Here is a 20,446-nt window from a genome sequence, read left to right on the forward strand (position 1 = left end):
CATAAAGCTCATTCAGGTTGGGATGGTGATATCCCCGGAGCAGAAAAAGCTGGTGGAATACCAGATTCTGGATGACAAGGCTTAGTTCCGAAGCGGAATGCAGGCCGATCGGCGGCGGTGAAAATTAAAGAAGGAACGGCAAAACCGGATCCGGCTGCATAGTAACCGGATTTTGAGAGTCTTGCCGTGGTTTTTCCGGTAATTTCGGCGGGACAGGGCTGCAAATCACCTTCCTGAGGGCTGCTGCGCTTTTTTGGTGGCTTCCTTGTCAATGTCGATCTTGATTATGGGAGTTACCCCGGCTTCGCAGTTGCCGGACAGCTTTTCGATGGTTTTGATTACCGCATTATTCTGAGATGAAATCACTACCGGAGTAATCAGGGTTTTTGACTTCTGGATGCCCTTGAGATCAAATTTGATAATCGGATCCCCCGGAGACAGCAGATCTCCCTCGGCAACAGAGGAGGTGAAACCTTCGCCTGCCAGATCAACCGTATCTATTCCCACATGAATAAAAAGCTCTAAGCCGTATGATTCTGTTCTCAGCACCACAGCGTGTTTGGTATTGAACATTTCCCGCACCGTGCATTTGCAAGGAGCCACCACGGTTCCGTCGGATGGCTGAATGGCCACGCCGTCTCCGATAATCTTTTCCGAGAAAACCACATCCGGGACATCCTCAATGGGGAGAATCACTCCGCTGACCGGAGCCAGAATGGTCAGATCTGCTACGTGGTCACTTTCAGAAGTAAGCATAAATTTGAACCAGGACATTGCTTTCATACCTCGCGCAAACAAAATTCACAGTGATAAATATACCACAATGCCGCTGTCATAATCTGCATAAGCTGTCCCGAATTTAGCAAAGAAGGCTTAACAAGTTGAACTAAAAATAAGCTCAGGCGGTGAGTTCAGGTTTGACGAGATGCTTTTGCCGGGCTTCAAAAGACTGCTATGACCGGGAACGCCAGGGTTCTGAAAAAACTCCCCCTCGTAACTGAAGGAACGCCGGTGCTGGTAACAATACTGAAAGAAAGCCCGGGATCCGGTAACAGAAAAGCCCGGATATCCGGGCTCTTAAGTCAGTTCAGATGACGGCATAAATCAGCGCCGCCGCAGGAACCCCTGCATGAAATCCTTATATCCGGCCGGACTTCCTGATAAACTCGGCCATGTCAGTCCCGAATCTCCGGCTGCGCAGAGCATACTCGATAAAAGCCTTCATATAGCCCAGCTGGGATCCGCAATCAAAGCTGTCGCCCTTGATGAGCACGGCGTCCATGGGATAATCCCGGTTCATAAGACGCAGGGTATCCGTAAACTGAATTTCGTTCCCTGCCCCCGGAGGAGTGTTTTCCAGATAATCCCAGATCTTGTCGGAAACCACATATCTTCCCACGATGGCCAGATTGCCGGGAGCGGCGTCTGCCTCGGGCTTTTCCACCAGATTCTCAATGGGAATGCTCTTTTCCTGAGATTCCTGATAGGCCTTTTCATTGAAAATGCTGCCGTCAAAGTACTTGTCCCGGAAATCCTTGCCGGTATCTATGACTCCGTAAGCGCTGATATTGCTGAGCGGCACCGGCTGCACCATAATCTGATTACGCCCGGTCTCATTAAAACGATCAATCATTTCCTTAAGATTGTCCGTTCTCATATCGCACTTAAACTGATTGATCAGCACATCGGGGAGAATAATGGCAAAGGGCTCCCCTCTTACCAGAGGCTTGGCTTTGGATATGGCATGAGCCAGTCCCCTGGTTTTGCCCTGTCTGACATACATTATGGAAATATCGGGAGGACATATGGACTGGATTTCCTCGAGCTGCTGCCGCTTAACTCTTTTTTTAAGCTCAGATTCCAGTTCAAAGCTTTTGTCAAAATGGTTTTCAACAGCATTTTTGGAGTAATGGGCAACCAGGACAATTTCCTTTATTCCTGCCAGCACGGCTTCATTGACAATGTACTGAATAAGCGGCTTATCAACAATCGGCAGCATCTCCATGGGGATGGATTTCGTTTCTGGCAGCATTTTTGTTCCTAACTCTGCCATGGGTATGATAGCCTTGGTAATCATTAATCAGCTCCTTAATTTGACAAGTAATGCAAAATTCCCTGCATCCTGTGGATTCTAACCGAATTTCGGAAATCATTCTCTGATCCGGCCAAAAAAACGGCAATACGGACAGCGCAATGCGCCAGAGCGGCTGTGTCAGTTCTGTCAGGCAGCCTGCGGGGGAGAAGACATCAGCATTTACGGATTCTTCACCGCCAGCGGGGATTTCAGAATATTTGCCGAAAGGTCTATGACGTCCTGTCTCGTGCGAATGTTTCTGATGCGTTCCCGAAAATCTCTCGGTATTCTGACATCAAGCGTGTGAATGGCATAAAGCATGCTGCTCAGGTAGAAGGGGGCTACGGAAAAGCTTCTGATCCCCAAAGCATAAAGAAGCGGCAGGTATTTTTGCTCGTGGACAATTTCCCCGCAGATGGACACCGGTATTCCGGCCTTATGGGCATTTTCCGAAGCCAGAGCAATAAGCTGCACTACGGCCGGACTCAGTTCATTGTTATGCTTGGTGGCAAATTCCCGGGAGCAGGTTTCGGTATAGTGAGTGAGATCATTGGTGCCGATGGAGAAGAAATCTACCAGACTGGCCAGAGATTCCGACATTATCGCCGCGGCAGGAGTTTCGATCATGACGCCGATTTTGATATGTCCGGGCTTTACTCCTTCCCGGATGAGGGATTCCCGGGTTTCCTGATAAAGATCCAGAAGATGCACGAAATCCTCGTATTCCGCGGCCATGGGGAACATGATCCGCATCTGATGACTGAACACTGACGCCCGCATAAGAGCCCGGAGCTGGGTGGTCAGGATATCGTTAAGAATGGCATTGTCTTCATCGGTGCCGGTGGTGCAGTTGTAATGCACCGGTTTTGAAAGGTAGAGCGGCAGCTTATCAGCGGAGAAGTCAAAGGTTCTGAAGGTTATCGTAAAGAGATCCGGCAGAGATTCCACGATTTTGCGGTAGCACTCAAACTGTTCGTCTTCGGTGGGATCCTGAGTGTGATTCATAAAAAGAAATTCGGTGCGGAAAAGTCCGATGCCGGAGCTGGGGAATTTTTTCAGATCCTGAATTTCCGAAAGCGATCCGATATTGGCCAGAACCTCTATTCTTTCCCCGGATCTGGTGGTTTTGTACTGGGCAATCAGGGGGGTTACTATATTGCTGTTTCCGGAGTCAATGCGTTCCCGGGCATGCTTTTTAACGCTCCAGATCAGCTCTTCCAAAGGATTGATATAAATCTTATTGGCATAGGCATCCATAAGAACGTTCATGCCGTTTTTAATAATATGAGAGGCGTTTTCCACATTGAATATGGTGGGGATATTCAGACTGCGGAGAACGATGGCCATGTGACTGTTGGTGTTGCCGTCCTCCAGAATAACACCCTTGATATGGGAGTTATCCACAGTGAGAAGCTGGGCCGGAGTCAGGTTGTTAGCCACAAAGATACAATCTCCGGTAATTACCGGAATGGGCGGTCTTTTGCGCTTCAGAGTGATAATGATGTGTTCTGCGAGGTTCCGGATTTCATATTCGTTATGCATGATAAAGGGATCATGATTATCCAGAAGCTCCTGCACGAAGCTGTTATAGCAGTGATGAATGGCGGATTCGGCGCTTAAAAGATCGCTTTTGATGAGATCTGTGATCTTTTTTTCCACATAGGGATCCATGAGAAACATTACTGAGGTTTCCATGAATTCCCGGGCGTCTTTAGAGGATGTTTTTGCCATCTCGTTTTCAAGATAGACGCGGGTCTTCTCCCGGGCCTCCAGATAAAGAGCAATCTCAGAGGACACTTCCGGAGCAGTGATTTTGGTCTTTTCCACACGAACAGGGGTATTTACGAATACTATTGCCGGCGCGCAGGCAATACCCTCCTTTATTACGAATCCGTCACGCAAAGAGAGCCTCCATCAATTGCTTCGAGTATGCCGATTATAGGATTTTTGCATCCCGATTTGTGAATAACGGCAGACATTTTTTGAAGATTCCGGTGCTGTCATAATAGCAGGAAAACAGGGAAATGCATCATGTTGCCGGCAGGATTTTTTTGGCCTGACAGTGCGGCATACTTCCTGCTGTTTCGGAAGAGATCCAGAGTTTCCGCGTGGTAATCCGGGCAGGAGGAACAGATCTGCAAAAGTCCTCCGGCTATGACCGGGAATTACTGCAACATGGCATCATGAATAACCCTGAGGTTGTGCTCAATCATTCTGAGGTAGGTATTTCCTTCCGGTTCCTCGGCAAGCGAGTCTGTAAAAAGCATGCCGTTTATCACCCGGCCGTTTTTGCGGGACAGATCTTCCACGGCGGCATTGGCGGCCAGGTTTTCGATAAATACCGCATGAACCTTGTTTTCCTTCATGAGCGTTTCTATTGCGGCAATGTCGCCGGCGGAGGGTTCGTGGGAGTCGGTAATGCCCCGGGGAGCCAGAATGGTAATCCGATAGCGGTCAGCGAGGTAGTTGAAGGCATCATGGGTGGTGATCATGATGCGGTTTTTATCCGGAACCCGGGCAAATAGCTCCTGATAACGGGAATCAAGGTTTTTCAGAGACTTAATGTAATTCTCGGCATTGCCAGTGAAGAACTCGCAGGAATCGGGCTCTCTGTTGCAGAGTTCCCTTCGGATGTTTTCCGCATAAACAGTGCCGTTCAGAGGATTTTGCCAGGCATGGGGATCAGTTCCTTGGTGATGGTGTTCATGTTCGGCGTGATATTCATGCTCATTTTCGTGATCCTCTCCTTCATGGTCATCATTCTCATTTTGGATCGGCTTTATCCCCCGGGAGATATCAACGATTTTTTTCTGATGTTCCGGAGCAGAGGCCCAGCGTTTCAGATAATCATCAAAGCCCAGGCCGGTAAGAAAGACGATGTCCGCTTTTTCCAATGTCATGAGATCCTGAGGCCGGAGGCTGTAGCTGTGAGGATTGGAGCCTCTGGGGATAACTGCGGTCACTTTCACGCGATCCCCGCCGATTTCATGAACTATGTCTTCGGTGATGCTGAACGATGCGGCAACATTAATCTCTGCCAGAGCATTTCCGGCAAAAAGAGCCGTAATGCCCAGAGCTGACAAAAGAGAGAGTTTAATTCTGTTCATAATGGAATGCTGTTGATTTCCTTTTTCTGATTTGCTGCTGAAGTATTTTGCTGCCCCGATAATTTTCTCGGAGGCATAGTCCAAACTCTTACGATTCGTAATGCTTTGGAGAAAACAGTTTAAAAACAAGGCCGTTACGGATTCCGAACAGGAAGGATACAAGGTAAATTCCTCCCAGAATAAGTATTACCGCCGGGCCTCCGGGAATGTTCAGATGAAAAGACAGCAAAAGCCCGGCCAGAGAAGCTATAGCGGCGATGGCAATGCTAAAAAGAATGATATTTCCCAGTCTGAGACTCCAGAAACGGGCGCTGATGCCCGGAATTACCATCATCCCCACTGCCATGAGGGTGCCGATAGCCTCGAAGCCGGCTACCAGATTCATTACCACGGCAAACATGAAAGCGAAGTGCACATAGGGGCCTGAGCGGCTTACGGAGGCCAGATACAGCGGATCCACGGAATCAATAATCAGGGGCCGCAGAATAATTGCCATGATGGTGAGAGTCAGTACGGCATTAATTCCCAGAAAAATCACCGTATCTCCGGAAATAGTGAATACGGAACCAAAGAGAAAGCTCAGAAGATCCACTCCGGAACCGCTCAGAGAAATAATCAGCACCCCCAGGGCAAGACTGGTCAGGTAGAAAACCGCCAGCGAACTGTCTTCAGTATTTCTGCTCAGCCGGGAAAACAGCGCCGACATGAATATTACCAGGGTTCCCGCCACAATGCCCCCGATGGTCATGGCGACTACGGAAAGCCCCTTCAGAAGGAATCCTATGGCGGCTCCCGGCAGAATGGCGTGTGAAAGAGCATCTCCGCTGAGACTGAGCTTTCGGAGAGACAGGAATACTCCGATAACCGGCGCTGACAGCGAAAGAATAAACAGACTTGCCAGAGCTCGTTTCATGAAATCGTAAGAAAAGAGCGGCGTCCAGATGTTATCAATGATGAGATTCCACATTGTTTTGTACCGTGCTATTTTGTTCCGCACTTGGCGCTGTTATCCGGGGCGGATCCGAATTCGGTTATTTTGGGATCGGATGAAGCCTGTCCGGTCGCGGCGTCTCTCGGATCATGGCGTCTGGTGCCATGGTGATCATGATGATGTCCATGGGATGAATGATCCGCTGGCACGGAGAGAGCCGGTGTCCGGTGGCAGATCCCGGCATCGTGGTGGGGATAGATTTCCATCCCGAAAGCCTTGGTGATGTTCTCTTCCGTCAATACCTCTGCAGGAGTTCCCCGGGCAATGAGCTCCCGGGAAATCAGGACTGCTTCGTCAAAGTGTTCTCTTATCATCTGGTAGTTGTGGAGCACGGCAATAACCGTGCGTCCTTCGGCTTTCCAGTTTTCAATAATCTCCCAGAGATCGTTTACGGTTTTAAAATCAATGGCATTAAAGGGTTCATCAAGAATGATAACCCGGGCATCCTGAAGAATGAGTCTCGCAAACAGGGCTCTTTGAATCTGACCGCCGGAAAGGGCTTTTAAGGGTTCGTTTTCCATGCCGGACAGGCGCACCTGTTCCAGTGCCTTATGGATGCGGTCACGGGAAGCGGCATCAATTCTCCGGAACCATCCGGTGCTTTTCCAGAGGCCGGTGGCCGCAAGCTCGGCGGTGGTCAGGGGAAAGGTTTTGTCCACGGCAGAAGACTGGGGGAGATAGCCAATATCCCGAACGGTGATATCCTCGAATATTATGCTTCCCGACAGCGGCTTTATAAATCCCATGATGCCTTTAAGGAGAGTCGATTTGCCGCCGCCGTTCGGGCCGGCGATTGCAGTGGCGCTGCCTTCTTTGATCTCCATATTGAGATGGTGCACCACAGGATGCCGGTAGTAGCCCAGGGTGATATCGGAAAAGATGATTTTCATGGAAGGACGCTCAAAATCACTAATAAGATAACTGCTGTCACGCTAAGCGCTGCAGTCATCCGGGCAAGAATGCCGGCGTTGTATATGGAATACACGACTGTTTTCTCCGTAATTTTTCCCCTAATTATCGGTGCTTTGGCGGTTTTGTCTAATGATATTTTTCTCAGGTGTAATGGTTTTGCATGTGTTCAATTTTTCATGTGGTTATGGCGGCTGCCCTGCGCAGAGCGCCATGCTGGCGATAAGAAGTGAATTGCCATGGAACACTGCCTCATTATAATCTTGTTCCCTTTTGCTGAATTTTCAGGCTTTGAATCCGCTATAATAGAGACTGCATATCAGGATGTTCAGGTCTCTTTTTCGGAGAAGCAAAGATTCTGTTATGTCTGAAAATTGCTGCATAGCTGATTTTCAGGATTCAACATTGACACAAGGAGCCATGAAAGCGCTGACAGTATTGGAGATGATTAAGTGTGCCAAACTGGTACGAAAGTTTCTGGTACGGGCTTCAGCGGGGCGACGATTCGAACAGTTAGTCAGAAGGCTTCGGGATGTCAATAATGTTAAAACAGGTGAACCAGATGTTTTTGGTAAGGTTATTTGGTCTTGGTCTGCTTGCCTTGGCCGGAATAGTTCAGGCTCAGGATTTTCCTGATGCAGAGGCGCAGAATGAGATTAAAGCTCAGCTTCTTGAGCTGGCAGTGGCAAATTTTAACGGTGCCTACGCCGGCATGTATGATTCACTCATAAATAGCGAAAACACTCCCTCCTACGGAGAAAAGCTCATGGAGGGATATGGCTATATCAGAGCCTTCCGGGAGATGTCCGCCGATCTTAAGTGGAGCGACCGGCAGTACCTGAAATTCCCTGCTGTCAAAAAGGCAGATTTCCCTAAATACCGTGAGGAATATCAGCATCTTCTGGATACGGACAGGCTTACTGACTTTCTGATTTCCGAAAGGCCGCCGGTACCGCGTTATGAGTCCTACAGGGCTGCTCTTCTGGGACTATTGGGGCAGGATAATGAAAAGAAACTGCTGCCCTATGAGTTTGAAGTGCTGAAACCCGGGGCAGAAGGAGAAAATGTAAATATACTCCGGCAGAATCTGAAGACTTTGGGGTATCTGGATGCCATTCTTCCGGACGAAGGAGTATTTGATGCCGATACCGAGGAAGCCGTCCGCAACTATCAGAAGGCCCGGGGACTCACTGCCGATGGCATTGCCGGTTATCAGACCTATGAAACCATGTTCCGGAAACGGGATCAGGAGGCGGTGAACATTGCGAGAACCATGATCAGAATGGCAGATCCGGTGCTTACAGCCGGAGGGGAGTACATTTTTGTAAATGTTCCCGACATGAATCTTCATGTTTATCGTGACGGCAAATCAGTATTAAACAGCAGGGTCATTGTGGGCCGAAAGGATCGCCAGACTCCTCTTTTTACCAGCGTTCTCAGCAATGTGGTTCTTAATCCCACCTGGACAGCCCCTCCCACCATCCTGAAAAAGGATTACGCGCCGCGACTTCTTCGGGACAGAGGGTATCTCGCCAAACATGGTCTTACTCTTTATGATTCTGAAGGCTATGCGGCTGATCCTGCCTGGCTCTCGGATGCTCAGATTAAGAAGGGGCTTCCGGGGTATCGCATTGTGCAGTCTTCCGGCAGCAAAAACGCTTTGGGACTTTATAAGTTTAATTTCCCCAACACTGATGCGGTGTACCTCCATTCCACCAATTCACCGGGGAATTTTCAGAGAGTGACCAGAGCTTTGAGTTCGGGCTGCGTTCGGGTGGAAAAATCCAAGGAGCTTGCGGAATATGTTCTCAGGGATACCTCCTACAGTCCAGAACGTATTGCGGCAATTATCAAGAAGGGCAAGATGCAATGGGCTCCGGTAAGTCACAGGATTCCGGTATATGTGGCTTATTTGACGGCTTTTATCGGGCAGAACGGTGAAATATACCAGTATCCCGATGTTTATGGCATTGACGGTGCCGGTAAAGTCCCGGCGCTGGTTTCAAAGCATTTTGCAGGTCAGGAGGGAAATTAAGAATACCGTCTTTCTGAAATTGTCTTTGCTTCACTTTGCCGCCACTTTTGATTTGGGATGCTGCGCTGGGTTTTGCCCTGTCAAAGCATCTCGATGAAGATGGCGGTTTTTCTTAGAGTGTTTGATGATGAAGTCAGATTACGGTTTTTGATGCCCAAAGAGATCATGTTCGGACACTGTGCTTGGCGGGCATTTGAGAGGACGTATCAGAAAAGATTATTGATATCGTCATGAAACCGTTTAAAACTGATCCCGCATCTCTCGCAGAGCAGTTGGAGATCAGTATGGGCGGCAATGCCTGCGTAATCATCCCTTGTCGGCTCCAGATTGTTGTTGCACCTTTTGCACACGCTCACAAAGACGTGTTTGGGATAATTGCTGCTTTTGTCGTCCACATTTCCCCAGATAATCTCCGGTCTTGGAGGTAACTGAGGTTTATGTCTGCAGCCATAATGCTCCATGAAAGCATTGGCATCCGAAAGCAGCCAGGATTCGATCATATGCAGCGCTACCATCGGAATCAGCGGAGTGTTCTTATTACCGGAATAACGGGATTTTGCCACGGTGGCAGCTTCGCCGATTTGGCTGTAGATCTTGCCAAAAAGCTGACTTGGTGATGTGTTGGCAGAGTGATCAGCATCGCAGTAGTAAACCCCGGCGGAATACTTTATTCCTTTTTTAAGTTCACGATCTTTCATTAACATGTAAAATCTGAGAGCAGGAATGCTTTTGCCTTTAAGACTATGGTAATTGAGACTTCGTTGCAGCTTAAAAGCCTCCACATCCTTGAGATCGGCGAAATGGAGATTAACCTTGCCACCGTCTCCCTTTTCCCGCAGCTTGGCTTCAGCGCATCTCCGGAGCAGTATGGCTGCAGCTCCTTCATGCCAGTTGTCGCTGCCGAAGCTTTTCCAGCCATAATCGGTGGGGCCTTCTCCGGTTATCAGAATATCAGTCAATGTGCGCTCCCGCGTTCGTTTTCAGGAAAGCATCGGCAATTTCCTGATTGGACATATTGAGAATTATCTCGCCTGGAAACATGTATTCGCAAAGCTCTTGTATGTTTGGGATATCAGACATGGTTACAGATCTGGTGTATCCGGTAGCGCAGTCCCTGAAGAACATGACAATGTTCTGGGGTTGGAAGTAATCCAGAAAGACGGTGCTGTGGGTTGATACGATAATCTGCTGGTGATGCTTTTTACATGTGTTCTGCAGCAATTTAACAAGCTGTTCGGCATGTCTGGTGTTAATTCCGTTTTCAATTTCATCCACCAGTATAAGAGATGGAGCCTTGTATTCGCTTATGGCAACAATGGCGATCAGACGTAGCATGCCATCGCTCATGTTTCTGGCAGACACTGTAATCCTGTTGTTTCCGTAAAGCTCAACTGCTTCGACTTTACTCCATCCGGGATTTACCGTTTTGGTTTTGATATCAGTTACTGTATTACCCAAGAGAGTTCGTAATTTTGAGAGGATAGATTTTTTGGTTTCTGGTGCCATGCCCTTTATGTATGCCGAGAGATCTCTTCCGGAAGTGCCGATGAATTTAACCTGGCCGCGATTGCTTTGACGCATTTCTTCTGGTGAGAGCACGTTATACGAATAGGAATTAACCAAAAAATTTTTGAATGCCGTGAGTTTGGGAAGGCTTGTCGTATCATTTGCATCCCTGAGCAAGAGATACAGCGATGAGGATGTTAACGTAAGCGAAGGATAGTTTCTTTCCTGTCCGTCTGCTTCAGCGACTGTCAGGCAATGGGGCTTTCGGCTGCTATCATAGGAAAGCAATGTCTCTTTGCTGTCAAGGTCTGTGATAAGTTCATGAATGAGGTGAGTGTCGCCAGTCTCCATAACTTCGATTTCCATTTCCCAGGACAGGCGAAGAGACGTTCCTTCAGGTTGCCAAATATCCCATTCACTGTAAAAACTTATCTTATTGTTAATGGTTTCCGATAGCAGAGACAGGATATCAGAGGCTTCCAAGTCTATTTGTTCCAGAAAAGCGGAAAATTCAGCTTTGCATGAAGTAATCAGAAAATCAATGGCCTGAATCACAGAACTTTTTCCGGAAGCGTTGTTTCCGATAAGCACGGTAAAATCGCAAAATCTGATATCGGTGTTATGAAGAGCTTTAAAGTTCACTGTTTTCAGTCTGGTGATCATGGAACGTCCTTAACTCTTATTCTCAAGTTCAGTGTATCATTGGCGGGTCATGTACGTAAAGGCATCATGCACTCCGTATAAATGACGTTGTGATCGTATTGTGTGGCTTTCCTCACCGTTGTGAGATCCTGTCTGTCGTGATGGAATAATGCGAAGAGAAATTTGCCCGGCAGGCCGCGATATTCCTGAGCCCCAATGGATGCAAGGAAATCCATTGGGGCATTTTCGTGCTGAGGTGTGATATTAGGTGTATCGCTCATACGAAAAAGACACCGTCATAAGATACGTTTATTGTTCCTCCGGGGAGTCCTGTTCCGTAACCTGCTTTAGGGGAGCGAGCGGAGTTTCAGGTGTTTCTCCTTTCGGAAAATCATCCCCGATAAGCGGAAGATCCGGCTTCAGTTTTTCATACCAGAGCATGGTGCCTCCAGCCACAGCCACCGGGATCATAATAAGGTTAACAAAGGGAATCAGCAGGGCGGCCCAGACTGTACAGCCGAAGGAGAGGCAGAGCAGCTTATGTTCGGTGAGGTTCTTGCGGGAAACTCGGAGAGAATAGCGGTTATTCTCATAGCCGTAGCTGGTGTAATCCATGGCATTGCACCAGGAGGTCAGGATAATGGCGCCTAACTGGCCGATAATCGGAAACAACATCACCAGGATGCTGGCTATCATAAAGGGGATGCGGTAGAAAAGCTTCCTGAGTTCCAGAAAGATAATATGTGGGATGTCCTTTATGGTATCGCCAACTGACATTTTGCTGCTGAAGGGTTCATCATTGTAGAAAACCGTCTGAACTTTTTCAGAAAGAATGCTGTAGAAGGGAGCCCCCAGGGTAAGGGCGAACAGCGTAAAGGTGTAAAAGATTATCACCAGAAAGCAGATGAATATAATGGGGTTAATGACATAGGTCAGCCATTGCAGCCATCCGGGCAGATAGTTTTCAGTCAGAATCCTTGTCCCGTCAGTGGCCAGATCGAAGCCGAACCAGAGTCCGGTTCCCATGATCACTATGTTGATGAGAAAAGGGAGAATAATGAACCTTCTGAGGCCCTTGGTGCCCAAGATGCTCATGCCCTTAAAAAAGTATCTGAAGCCCTGAAGCCGGTTGAAAATGTCATTCATGTTTTAAACCTTTAGCATAATTATCTGCATTGCCATCAGTAACGCCATCTATGTCCGTAACCTGCAGCAGCGCACGGGAGAATTTGAGAGCCTCGCCGGTGAGCTCTCAGGGGGATGGAATTCCTGCTGATCCTTTTGCTTGCTGACTTAGGCAATCATATCTCGTAGTCTTGCGTCCAACCACTTCCGCAATAATGTGTGCTTCTGAACCGATGGATATGGTACTTTCGATATCGGATGAAGACATCACTGTCCGAGGATTACTGACAGCATCACTCATAGGAAATACCGGTATGGCATGACCTGTATGGTACGGTGTAAGCCTACAACATTCCGGGAGAATGCCGGTGCCAGTTTTCAGGTAAGGCGCACAGGAGACTTATCCGGTTACTGAAGCTGTTTCCGAAAAGCGATTTTACCCGAAACTGCGGTCTTTCAGGGAAATATTGAAAGGCGGAGTATTGAGAGGTGAGAGGCAGGTGAGAGAGAGTGGCGGTTGCTGATCTGGAGAAGAAGGAGAATAAAAACAGGAGCCGGATTAAGCTATATGGCTTGTACCGTGCCGGTAAGGGAACCCCCGGGCGGTACAGAAGGCGTTTAGCTGTCTTTTCATTTCAGTGCAATTTGCTATAATTTGCAGCAGATCTCCGCATTTAGGAAATAATTATTAAAAAAACGGGGATTTCTGTTGTATTCTTGGAGTTTGAACATGCCTGGAATTTCATTGCTGGTAATTGTGATTGGTCTTGCTGCTCTTGTGGTGTATCTGGCAACAGGGTTTTTGCAGGGAAGACAGAATCGCAAGCCTCTTGAAAGGGACAGCATTACCGAAAGTACAGCAAAAGCATTATCTCCTCTTACTGAAGAAGAAGGAATTCAGGAAGACGGAGTCAGGATTATTGATGAACGTGAGACTGTTAAGGTGCCTGTGGAGGAGTTTGCAGATGAAGACGCAACTCCGGCCGCTCCCGCCGAAGCCTCAGGTAATGGTAACAGGGGAACTGGTAACAATATGGCTAAGCTGGGATTTTTGTACAGACTGAAGAATTTTCTGTCAGGCGATGAATCTGCTTCAGGTAAGGAAGCAGATGACACTGCTACCACTCCCGGACATCCCGAGGACTTTTATCAGTTCAATATTATTCCGGAGGATCAGGACGGCGTGATTCCTGCCGCTTTGGTCAGTCAGCTCTGTGAAAAGTATCATTTTGATCAGGGTGAGCATGATGTATTTGAATACCGCAGGGACGGTCGGACGCTGTTTACAGTGTGCGGCAATAAGCTCCCTTACGGTTTTCCGAAAAACGAGATGCTGACTCTGAACTACAAGGCCATAATTGTGTCTATGATGCTTCCTGAAAGAGGGGAGGCAGAATTCACCTACAGCGAGATGTCTAAGTTTACCTACATTCTATGCCGTGAGGTAGGGGGTAAGATGGTTGACAACCAGAAAAACCCCTTCACGGAGGATGTTTTCAAAAACACCACGGCTGTTCTTTCGTTCTATGATGCCGGCGGACAGTAAGTGAGCAGTGTCATATGTTATATAGTTGCTTTGACGTTCTCTCCACCGGTACCTTTAGTTTGTGCTGTGTCTGATAATCTCTTAAAAAAGTGATGTCAAAAACTGTAAAAATTCGCAGAACATATGATAGACCGTCCAAACAGGGACTATGTGTTTGTATAAGGTTTCAGCGAGTCTTGAAATGCTGTTTAATGAATTTTTCCAAGTCTTTGGAGTGCTGGTACTTTGATTATCGTTCTTGCTGGTGACTTTGGCAGGAATGGTATCGGCAACTTTGTAAGAGCAGACTTCAGATATTAAAAGTAAAGAGATGGTTTTCTCTTCAGTTACGAAGATGATAATGTAAGTTGAGTAATTCATATTGTTAATTCCTTTATAAGGTTTAAAAATAATTAAATTAGTCATAGGTAGTACCTCTGTGGAAAACGCTATATTTGGCACAAACTAAGGACGTCTTTGTGTTCAGTTACGTACAATCCTCAGTAGTATTTATAAAAGAGCGAAGAAAAAGATGATTCTATGAAAGAGTCAAATCCAAAAAGTCCGAATATGGAGCTTTACGGAAAATAGAGGCTTCCTTCTTTGTATTTCACTAAAAAAAGCATCTTTTTATTGCACTCATGAAAGCTTCGCTGCATTCATAAATATCTATTTGACAGGTTAAGGAGTTAATTTTTTTGATGTCAATTTTTTTTATTATTGAATGCGGTGCAAAAAGTCGGTTCTGAACAAAAAAAACAAAGGAGCGAAGCCTTTATTTTAGCCATTCGTTTTCTCGAAGAATGCCCCCGTTTTGACTTTTTGTGCTGGACTCATTGATCTTTTTAGCTCTTGATGTAAATGTTTGGAACCTTGGTGAGCAGCCTTGACGAGTAGTCATCTGTATTCGAATGATACTAGGGTTGGTGCAGCCTCTTGACAATCATAAGATTAAGAGATCTTGTTTTTAATGAATATAGCAATGCAGTAATTTATGGTCGGGGGTAAGTTATCGGGCATTAAAATGCTTGATCTTAAAGTTTTTGCCATGGTTTATGATTTGTAATGCTCTAAGAGCTTTTGACGGATACAAGACTAGAAGGCCTGAAAGTCCTCGTAGTATCTTTAAGGAGATTTGAACCTCGGTGGTATCCCTTTTTGCAGTAATTTTTATTAAAGACAATTACGCAGGTTCGGTAGAGTTGACTCTATGTTCTTCAGGTTTATCATTATTTATAAAATAAGAGTTGACCATCGGGGCGAGATTGCCAGAAACGTTTTTTGCTCGATGTGGCTAGTGTAGAGTCTCTATCGTTTTTAATGTTAAATGCGGGTGAAGTTAATAACAAGAGATGCTTTTAGACAATAAGCAATACTTGATATTTAATGCTTTTTATGATGTTCTGCTAATTTATCTATTGATTGAGCATTCCTGGAAACGAGTGAAACGGGAGAAGAGTAATGGCAAGAGCTGATTTATTGATTGGACTCGTCCGCTCGGGCATGAATGGAGATAAGAACAGCTTTAGAAAAGTTGTTGAGGCTATTATTGCTGAAGAACGTAATAAGCAGCATAAGATACTGGTAGAACAGCTTGAGACGTTACTTAATACTGAGCCGACGCAACGTTCTGTTGGCAGCAATTTTGGTTCAATGATTGATTCGAACCAAAGCAATTTATTCTTTGAGGTAATGCCTCGGAGACAGCTGTCGGATCTTATTCTGCCAGATGATGTGAGGAACATTTGTCAGAATCTGATTCAGGAACACCACAGAAAGGATTTGCTGAGGACTTACGGATTAGAACCCAGAAACCGTGTACTTTTTATTGGGCCTCCCGGTAATGGTAAAACATCTTTAGCGGAAGCTATTGCTGATGCTCTTATGGTTCCTCTGCTTGTTGTTAGATATGAAGGGATTGTGGGTACCTATTTGGGGGAAACGGCCGTTCGTCTGAAAAAATTGTTTGATTATGTGGCTACAAGGCAATGTGTTCTTTTTTTTGATGAGTTTGAAACATTGGGTAAGGAACGCGGAGATCTTCATGAGACCGGTGAGATTAAGCGTGTGGTTAGTTCTTTTTTAATGCACATCGATAAACTTCCCAGTCATGTAGTGATTGTCGGGGCAACTAATCATCCTGAATTGCTTGATCGTGCCGTTTGGCGGCGTTTTCAGATTCGTGCTTTTCTGCCAAGTCCGACACGATCCAGATTGGTTGAATGGTTTGAAAGATTTAAAAAGCGAATTAATATTCCTCTGGGATATGCGGCTGATGTTTTGGCAAAACAGTTTCAAGGAGCAAGTTTTGCCGAAGTTGAAGAGTTTGGTTCGAGCGTTTTCCGTCAGTATGTATTGGAACAGCCAGATACAAGCATGAAAGACATCATATCAAGAACCCTTAAACTTTGGTCTGCCAGCACCGTTTCAACAGAACCGCGAATTGGGTCGGAAGTGAGAGATGAATAGACGTCCATTATTACTGTTTCCAACTCCAGATATTACATCAAGATCTAAGAATCACAACGGAGGCTTCGGCAATCAGCATTATCCCTCTCATTCAAGGCAATGGGAACGGCTTAGTCCGACATTTACTCAGTTACAAAAAACGTTTCAACTTCGAAAATTTGAGATTCGCAAAGATGTTTCAGGTGCCGATCCTGAACAAGTGATAGTGATGGAAACTATCGGAAGGGTTGAAGATTTTATAAAAGCGGTAGAACGAATTGACGGCTTTGAATGGATGGGAGAACTGGATGTTGATGATTTGCCGTCTGATCAGGATTTTTTTGACATAAAGCACCCGGAGAAGGAACTGAGCGGTCGTTTGTACATGATAATGACCAATCAGAGAGCGCTCGATGTAATGATTTCCTTGTGGAGAAAATATGCTGCACAGGATAATCGGCGAATGCAATTTGATAAGGGGCTCGCCAAATTTCGTGATGTTTTCCAGCATCTAAAAGATATTCGCAGGTGGGGGGTTACAGACAGGCTTCTGGATACAGGGATCGTTGATAAATGGAAAGAACGGATAAATAGTGATGATGATCCTGTTAAGTTTGAAGTTGAACTTTGGTATCGAAAAGATGATAAGAAAAGATTGCAATGCTCTAACACAGTAAAAGATCTTATTAAGCAGCAGAATGGGAAGGTATTGTACGAATCCACACTTAAAGAAATTTGCTACCACGGTTTACTAGTTGAATTGCCTGCCAATGCTATTCAGAACATTTTGGATAATCAGAATGTAGATCTTGTAAAATGTGATGATGTAATGTTTTTTCGACCTTTAGGTCAAATGCTTTTTTCAAGGGAAGCTCCTGAATTTGAAACATCGTCATATACAGGCTCAAGCCACCAGCATCCTCTGCCTAGTAAAAAACCGGTAATTGCACTACTAGATGGGTATCCTCTGGCAAATCATCAGATGCTGAAAGGCAGGATCATTATTGATGATCCAGATGAATATGCAAATGCATATAAGGCCATTGAATGTATACATGGAACGTCAATGGCTTCTCTGATTATTTATGGAGACCTTAATGCTCAGGGAAAAATATTAGATCGCCCGGTGTACATACGTCCTATAATGCAACCTAACAAGACAGCATTTAAAGAGCCCCGCGTAGAAGAGATCCCTGATGATGTTTTGTTAGTAGATCTGATTCATCGTTCTGTGAAAAGATTGTTTGATGGTGATGGCACAGAATCTCCTGTTTCTCCGACAATAAGGGTAATCAATTTATCTATTGGAGATTCTAATAGACAATTCTTAAATTCTATGAGCCCGTTAGCTAGGTTAATAGACTGGCTTAGCTATACCTATAACGTTCTTTTTGTCATAAGCACTGGAAATCATGCAGGAAGTATTGACCTCAAGGTATCGCAAACCGAATTTCAATCTTTATCCCAACTAGAACAAGAGATTGCTGTTGTGAAGGCTATCCTTTCTGACGTTAGGAATCGCAAGCTTCTCTCGCCTTCAGAAAGCATTAATGGAGTTACGGTTGGTTCAGTTCATAAAGATTCATCTCAATTTCTTATCCCATATAGTTTGATAAATCCATTTCAGCATCTTTTGCCAAGTCCTGCTTCTGCATTCGGAAGGGGATATCGCAAGTCCATTAAGCCGGATATTGTTTTTCCGGGAGGTGTTCTGCTATACAAGGAAGATCTACGTTCTCTCGGGAGTGGAAATTTGGTTATAAAACTAGCGACGGATCAAATTATTCGTAGCCAACCTCCTGGTAATTTAAGTGCTGCACCATCTCTGAATGCTGGACAGCTTGATGGTACTGCCTATTCTGCCGGAACAAGCAATGCAACAGCATTGGTTAGCCATGAAGCTTGTATTCTCTACGATCTGCTTTTGCAAATATTAAAAGAACATAATATTGATGAGACAAGGGGGCGTGCTTATGAGGTTCCTTTGCTTAAAGCAATGCTTGTTCATGGTTGTTCGTGGGGCTCAGCCAATGCGATTATTGGAAGTCTTAATTTAAGCAAAGACTATCATAGTTTGATGCGTATGTGGATAGGTTATGGCTTCCCTGATACAGAGCGTGTTATGTATTGCACGGAGCAGAGAGCTACAATATTGGGTTTTGGACAACTTTCAAACGATGAAGCACATGTTTATAAGTTGCCATTGCCTCCATCTCTTGAATCCAAAACCATTTTCAGACGCATGACTGTCACGTTGGCCTGGTTATCGCCTATATCGGCAAATACACAAAGATATCGCAACGCAAGACTTTGGTTTGAAGTTGATGATAAAGATTTAGTTCCAAATCGAACAAAGGGGGCGGATTGGCACGCAGTTAGACGAGGAACAGTACAGCATGAAGTTTTTGCGGGTGAAAAAGCAGTTCCGTTTAATAACAAAACTTCTATTGAAATCACAGTAAATTGTTGTAAAGATGCCGGGAAGATTCTGAAGCCTGTTGCATATGGATTAGTTGTAACATTAGAAGTGTCAGAGGAACTTGATATATCTGTTTATGATGAAATTAAAACATGTATAGCACATGCGATTAAAGTTTATCCTCAAATGGGGCTTTAACTAAATTAAATGTGTGATTTGTAAGATTTTACTTACATGAGTGCGGTGCAAAAGATTGAATTTAAACAAAATCATAACTGTTAATCCTTTGTTGAGTTATTTGTTTTCTTGAAAATTCGCTCTTTTGCCGTTTTAATAAAGATAAAGAAATTATTTCTTGCTGAAATAGTTGATATTGATAATTCGAGAGGGTGTGCTGTTATTCAATATTTTTCTATGTTTTATCGTTTGGAGGATCTTGATATGGCTGATGAAATGATTATTGAAAAAATTAAAAATTCTGAAATGTTTGATCCCAAGTGGTATGTTGACCTTTACAGAATTGCAGAATTAGAAGGTGTTGATGATTCATATTTCTATGATAAAGCATTAGAGCATTATCTTGATGTAGGATGGAAACTTGGATATGATCCTTCCAGGAAATTTTCAACATCAGGATATCTGTGTAAGCATTTGCATCTTAAGATTCACGGAATCAATCCTCTTGTTTATTATGTAGAGACAGGCATGAAAGAAAAGAGGGAGCTTGAACCTCATCGTTCGTGTTCAGGTATTTCTGTAGTCATGGCTACCTATAACAGAAGAGATGTTATCAGTCGTGCTATTGATTCTGTGTTGAATCGCAAATCTAAATATGATGTCAAATTCGAATTGATAATAGTAATAGATGGTTCCACAGATGGATCCTTTAAGTTTATTCATGAACACTATAACGAACAGATTGCATCAAAAAAAATTGTTGTTATTGAAGTTGAACATGGCGGTTTGGCCTATGCCAGAAACAGAGGTGTAGAAAATGCCAGATTTGATTGGATATGCTATGTTGACGATGATAACTTGGTAAGAGACAACTTCCTTGATGTTTTTTATCTTGCCATCATGACGAATCGCGGTTCTGAATTTTTTTATGCGCAGCACTTGCTATCAACAAGGAATAAATTTACTGAAAGAGAGTTTGATCGTAATTTGTTGCTTAAAGGCAATTATATAGATGCCGGGGTAATTTGTCATTCAAAATCGATTTTCTACAGGGCGGGGTGCTTTGATGAATCATTGATAAGATTAGAGGATTGGGATTTAATTATCAGAATTACTGGATTAACTGAACCTGTTTATATACCGGAAATTGTGCTTGATTATAATTCAAGTGATGAATCTGACAGAATTTCAAATTCTGTTCCTGAAGTTAGCAGTATATTAGCAATAAGATCAAAATACAGGTCTGAAAGACTGCTCTATGACGCAATTAACAATCTGAATGTTAAATTTGAGAATAAAATAAATCAAATATCACAAAATTATGAGGAGGCAATAAAAGCTATGAGAGAAGAATGCAGGAAACAAATGACTGAAATGTTAGTTGAATTTGAGAGTAAATTAAAAAAGTCATCTTAGGATTTGCTAAATATTTAATCTTTATTTTGTTGTTGAGATATGGAATAATTCAAAAGATGTTATTATTAAGTG

The 20,446-nt window shown here is 44.7% G+C and carries 15 protein-coding genes; 5 read left to right on the forward strand and 10 right to left on the reverse strand.

What is annotated here, in order from left to right:
* Positions 1–225 precede the first annotated feature (225 nt).
* From ACJROR_RS08180 to ACJROR_RS08205, 6 genes are all read right to left on the reverse strand, one after another.
* Complete coding sequence (locus ACJROR_RS08180) at positions 226–774, reverse strand: PTS glucose transporter subunit IIA (protein WP_406546697.1); 549 nt, start codon at positions 772–774, stop codon at positions 226–228.
* Positions 775–1,138: 364 nt separating this feature from the next.
* Entirely contained in the window at positions 1,139–2,077 is a 939-nt protein-coding gene (locus tag ACJROR_RS08185; protein WP_406546698.1) for a UTP--glucose-1-phosphate uridylyltransferase, read from the reverse strand.
* 177 nt (positions 2,078–2,254) lie between these two features.
* Positions 2,255–3,976 carry a phosphoenolpyruvate--protein phosphotransferase gene (gene ptsP, locus ACJROR_RS08190; protein WP_406546699.1) on the reverse strand — a complete coding sequence of 574 codons (1,722 nt, stop codon included), beginning with the start codon at positions 3,974–3,976 and terminating at the stop codon, positions 2,255–2,257.
* Between the two features lie 263 nt (positions 3,977–4,239).
* Positions 4,240–5,181, reverse strand: a complete 942-nt coding sequence (locus tag ACJROR_RS08195) for a metal ABC transporter substrate-binding protein (RefSeq protein ID WP_406546700.1) — start codon at positions 5,179–5,181, stop codon at positions 4,240–4,242.
* Between the two features lie 88 nt (positions 5,182–5,269).
* Entirely contained in the window at positions 5,270–6,148 is an 879-nt protein-coding gene (locus ACJROR_RS08200; protein WP_406546701.1) for a metal ABC transporter permease, read from the reverse strand.
* Positions 6,149–6,162: 14 nt separating this feature from the next.
* Entirely contained in the window at positions 6,163–7,062 is a 900-nt protein-coding gene (locus ACJROR_RS08205; protein WP_406546702.1) for a metal ABC transporter ATP-binding protein, read from the reverse strand.
* 551 nt (positions 7,063–7,613) lie between these two features.
* On the opposite strand from ACJROR_RS08205, the gene ACJROR_RS08210 reads away from it, so the two are divergent.
* Complete coding sequence (locus ACJROR_RS08210; RefSeq protein ID WP_406546703.1) at positions 7,614–9,116, forward strand: L,D-transpeptidase family protein; 1,503 nt, start codon at positions 7,614–7,616, stop codon at positions 9,114–9,116.
* Positions 9,117–9,322: 206 nt separating this feature from the next.
* On the opposite strand, the gene ACJROR_RS08215 is transcribed toward ACJROR_RS08210, so the two are convergent.
* From ACJROR_RS08215 to cysZ, 3 genes are all read right to left on the reverse strand, one after another.
* Positions 9,323–10,075: a DUF4276 family protein gene (locus ACJROR_RS08215; RefSeq protein ID WP_406546704.1), complete on the reverse strand. Its 753-nt coding sequence runs from the start codon at positions 10,073–10,075 to the stop codon at positions 9,323–9,325.
* Positions 10,068–11,285, reverse strand: a complete 1,218-nt coding sequence (locus tag ACJROR_RS08220; protein WP_406546705.1) for an AAA family ATPase — start codon at positions 11,283–11,285, stop codon at positions 10,068–10,070. The genes ACJROR_RS08215 and ACJROR_RS08220 overlap by 8 nt, the downstream gene beginning before the upstream one ends.
* A gap of 288 nt (positions 11,286–11,573) precedes the next feature.
* The gene (gene cysZ / locus ACJROR_RS08225; protein WP_406546706.1) at positions 11,574–12,410 is read right to left on the reverse strand and encodes a sulfate transporter CysZ; all 837 of its coding nucleotides are present in this window, start codon (positions 12,408–12,410) and stop codon (positions 11,574–11,576) included.
* 709 nt (positions 12,411–13,119) lie between these two features.
* Here cysZ and ACJROR_RS08230 point away from each other — a divergent pair.
* Positions 13,120–13,935 carry a cell division protein ZipA C-terminal FtsZ-binding domain-containing protein gene (locus ACJROR_RS08230; RefSeq protein WP_406546707.1) on the forward strand — a complete coding sequence of 272 codons (816 nt, stop codon included), beginning with the start codon at positions 13,120–13,122 and terminating at the stop codon, positions 13,933–13,935.
* Positions 13,936–14,016: 81 nt separating this feature from the next.
* Here ACJROR_RS08230 and ACJROR_RS08235 read toward each other — a convergent pair whose 3' ends face one another.
* The gene (locus ACJROR_RS08235) at positions 14,017–14,340 is read right to left on the reverse strand and encodes a hypothetical protein (protein WP_406546708.1); all 324 of its coding nucleotides are present in this window, start codon (positions 14,338–14,340) and stop codon (positions 14,017–14,019) included.
* Positions 14,341–15,375: 1,035 nt separating this feature from the next.
* On the opposite strand from ACJROR_RS08235, the gene ACJROR_RS08240 reads away from it, so the two are divergent.
* From ACJROR_RS08240 to ACJROR_RS08250, 3 genes are all read left to right on the forward strand, one after another.
* Entirely contained in the window at positions 15,376–16,383 is a 1,008-nt protein-coding gene (locus ACJROR_RS08240) for an AAA family ATPase (protein WP_406546709.1), read from the forward strand.
* Positions 16,376–18,979 carry a S8 family peptidase gene (locus tag ACJROR_RS08245; RefSeq protein WP_406546710.1) on the forward strand — a complete coding sequence of 868 codons (2,604 nt, stop codon included), beginning with the start codon at positions 16,376–16,378 and terminating at the stop codon, positions 18,977–18,979. Before ACJROR_RS08240 ends, ACJROR_RS08245 begins: the two co-directional genes overlap by 8 nt.
* 243 nt (positions 18,980–19,222) lie before the next feature.
* Positions 19,223–20,374 carry a glycosyltransferase family 2 protein gene (locus tag ACJROR_RS08250; protein WP_406546711.1) on the forward strand — a complete coding sequence of 384 codons (1,152 nt, stop codon included), beginning with the start codon at positions 19,223–19,225 and terminating at the stop codon, positions 20,372–20,374.
* Positions 20,375–20,446: the final 72 nt, after the last annotated feature.

The organism is Succinimonas sp. (assembly GCF_045225735.1).
GTDB lineage: Bacteria > Pseudomonadota > Gammaproteobacteria > Enterobacterales > Succinivibrionaceae > Succinimonas.